This window comes from Marivita sp. (assembly GCF_051251565.1).
Classification (GTDB): Bacteria; Pseudomonadota; Alphaproteobacteria; order Rhodobacterales; family Rhodobacteraceae; genus Marivita.
Genome location: NZ_JBPOFB010000055.1, coordinates 1 through 2,745 on the forward strand (window position 1 = coordinate 1; position 2,745 = coordinate 2,745).

The window sequence follows — 2,745 nt, forward strand, 5'->3', positions numbered from 1 at the left end:
GCACCGCGTTGGCCACCGCGCCGGGACCGGCGATACGGTGCAGCGGGGTATGATCAACGATATCCTCACGCAGATCGCTGTGATCCTTGAGACTGCTTTGCAGGCTGGCCGACATCACCGATCCGAAAGCCACCGCATTGACCCTAATGCGTGACGGCGCAAGAGCCACGGCGAGGTTGCGGGTCATCTGGTCCAGCGCCGCCGAGCTGACCGAGTAGGCCAGCAATTCGGGACGGGTCCGCCGCGCGGCGATAGACGAAAGGTTGACGATGGCGCCCGCGCCGCCCTCGGTCTGGCCTTCCGACTGCTTGATCATCCGTTTCGCAACCTGCTGGCTGACCCGCAGCGCCGTCATCAGGTTCTGTCCGAGCATCTCTTCCATGCCGTCTGCATCGGGGTCCAGCGGGTCCGAAGGCGCCATCTGGCGCGAAGCATTCACAAGGATATCGACACGCTCGAAGGCGTCGATCGTGGCCGACAGCAGGTTGGCCACAGTCAGCTTCTCGCGCAGGTCACCGGAAAACCGGCGCGCGCGGCCCTCGTCTTCGACCGCGCCCAGCTCTGCCTCGAGCCGTTCCTCATCGATGTCGACGAACATCACGTTGGCGCCCTTGGCGATGAATTTCTGCGCGATGGACAGACCGACGCCATTGGCGGCGCCTGTGACGATGGCGGTCTTGCCTGAAATCGAGAATGACATGCGAGGTCTCCTGCTGGCGCGGTTGCCGGACGCTATGCGATCTTATCCGCGACCGCGAGAGAGCTTTGTCGCGTGGATCACCTTGAAGGCCGATGTGCCGCCGATTTCGCGCACATCGCGGAACAGTTCGCCCAGCGCGGTCTCGTAAGGAAGGTGCCGGTTCGCCACCATCCACAGATGTCCGCCCGGTGCCAGCATCCGTGCAGCCGCCCCGATAAAGGCCTGTCCCACCGACGGATCGCCTTTGCGTCCAACGTGGAATGGCGGGTTCATCACCACGCCGCCGGGCGCGCTCTGGGGTTTGAAATCAGTGGCATCGGCCCAATGAAAGACGGCGCGCGGGTCGTTCACGTTCTGGCGGGCGCATTCCAGCGACAGGGCTTCGGCCTCGACCAGATCGAGATGCTTGACCCCTTCCCGCGCCAATATGGCGACCGATAGGTATCCCCAACCGGCACCCAGGTCGACGACATGGGCCGGCAGCTTCACAGGCAGAGCCTCGGCCAAAAGCCGCGAACCTTCGTCCGCTCCGGCTTCCGAGAATACGCCGACCTGCCGCAGAAATCCGTCCGCAGCACGTTCAGGCGCAGGCGCCGTCCAATCGACGACCAGTTCCCGCACCCTGTCGGTCACCGGAAACCAGAACAGCCGCCCGTGCGACATGCTTAGCGACGCGGGGGCGTCCAATGCCGGTTTGATCGCCTTGAAGATACTGTCGATACCGTCTGTTTTCTGGCCATCCACTACGACCAGTTCCGCCCGCGCCACCGCCTCGGCGATCAGCGCGCGGGCCAGCGCCTTGGAGCGTGGGACACACACGATTGCCGCACCGACCGGGGCCTCGGGCAGGTCCATGCGGTAGTCGCGCGCGGCCCAGGCGGCATGGTCGGGATAGAAGCTTTGGGAGATATGCGTTCGGTCCTTGGGCAGGGCCGACAGATCGATGTCGCCGCCCGGTCGAAGGACCAGAACGGGACCATCCGGCAGCGTCAATGCGCCGGTAGCGACGGCTTCCGAGATGCGGGATCGGGACATGGGGTCAGCCCGTCGGGGCCTATTCCTTTTCCAGGGTGCACTGCAGCGGGTGCTGATGACGTTGCGCATAATCCATGACCTGCGCCACTTTCGTCTCTGCGATCTCGAAGGAGAACACACCGACCACGGCCATGCCCTTCTTGTGGACGGTCAGCATCAATTCGAAGCTCTGGGCGTGGCTCATTCCGAAGAATCGCTCAAGCACCATGACGACGAATTCCATCGGCGTGTAATCGTCGTTCAGGATCAACACCTTGTAAAGAGGTGGGCGTTTTGTCTTTGGCCGAGTTTCCAGCGCGATGCCGATTTCGCCATCGTCATCCTTACCGGGATCGTCTGCCATACTGTAAAAACGCTGCGCCATGCGAACCTGTCCGGCTAGTCATCTTGAGGCGTCCTTATATAGTGCGCCATAGCGATGTGAAAAGAGGGAGCGCGGGCCGAGGTGAAGGAGAAGTTACAGACCATCGCCTTCGATGCCGACGACACGCTGTGGCACAATGAGCGGGCGTTTCGCCTGACGCAGGAACGATTTGTCGAACTTCTGGCCGATCACGGCGATCCGGTGACCCTCGACGCCGCCCTTCAGGCGGCCGAGCGGCGAAATCTCGGCCACTACGGTTTCGGGATAAAGGGCTTCGTGCTGTCGATGATCGAAACCGCGCTCGAGGTCACTGAGAACGAGGTTCCCGGCGCGGTGGTCGCCGAATTGCTGGCCGCAGGTCGCGACATGCTCGAACATCCGATCGAGCTTCTGGACGGTGTCGCCGATGTTGTCGAGGAACTTGGCCGCACGCATCCGCTGATGCTGGTGACGAAGGGCGATCTGCTGGATCAGGAACGGAAGCTGGCTCAATCGGGGCTGGGAGAGGCGTTCTCTCGGGTCGAGATCGTGAGCGACAAGACACCTGAGATCTATGGCGCTGTGCTGGCGCGTCACGGACTTGATCCCCGGCAGGTCCTGATGTGTGGCAACTCGATGAAATCCGACGTTCTTCCGGTACTCGATA

At 62.5% G+C, this 2,745-nt stretch carries 4 protein-coding genes; 1 reads left to right on the plus strand and 3 read right to left on the minus strand.

The genetic code is table 11. The annotated features are described in order from the left end of the window. The 3 genes from ACSHXH_RS19205 to clpS all read right to left on the minus strand — a co-directional run. Window positions 1–700, minus strand: a 700-nt coding sequence (locus ACSHXH_RS19205; protein ID WP_435673409.1) for an SDR family NAD(P)-dependent oxidoreductase, incomplete at its 3' end; no start/stop codon positions are given. Window positions 701–742: 42 nt separating this feature from the next. After that, a complete protein-coding gene (locus ACSHXH_RS19210) occupies window positions 743–1,735 on the minus strand; it encodes a class I SAM-dependent methyltransferase (protein ID WP_435673410.1) in 993 nt (330 codons plus the stop codon). Between the two features lie 19 nt (window positions 1,736–1,754). Further along, a complete protein-coding gene (clpS, locus tag ACSHXH_RS19215; protein WP_435673411.1) occupies window positions 1,755–2,078 on the minus strand; it encodes an ATP-dependent Clp protease adapter ClpS in 324 nt (107 codons plus the stop codon). A gap of 102 nt (window positions 2,079–2,180) precedes the next feature. On the opposite strand from clpS, the gene ACSHXH_RS19220 reads away from it, so the two are divergent. Beyond that, window positions 2,181–2,745 (plus strand): HAD family hydrolase (locus tag ACSHXH_RS19220; protein ID WP_435673412.1); only part of this gene is annotated, 565 nt, incomplete at its 3' end.

Coding starts and splice junctions, on each gene's coding strand:
- ACSHXH_RS19210 (WP_435673410.1), bottom strand. CDS start 1,735: ATGTCCCGATCCCGCATCTCGGAAGCCGTCGCTACCGGCGCATTGACG.
- clpS (WP_435673411.1), bottom strand. CDS start 2,078: ATGGCAGACGATCCCGGTAAGGATGACGATGGCGAAATCGGCATCGCG.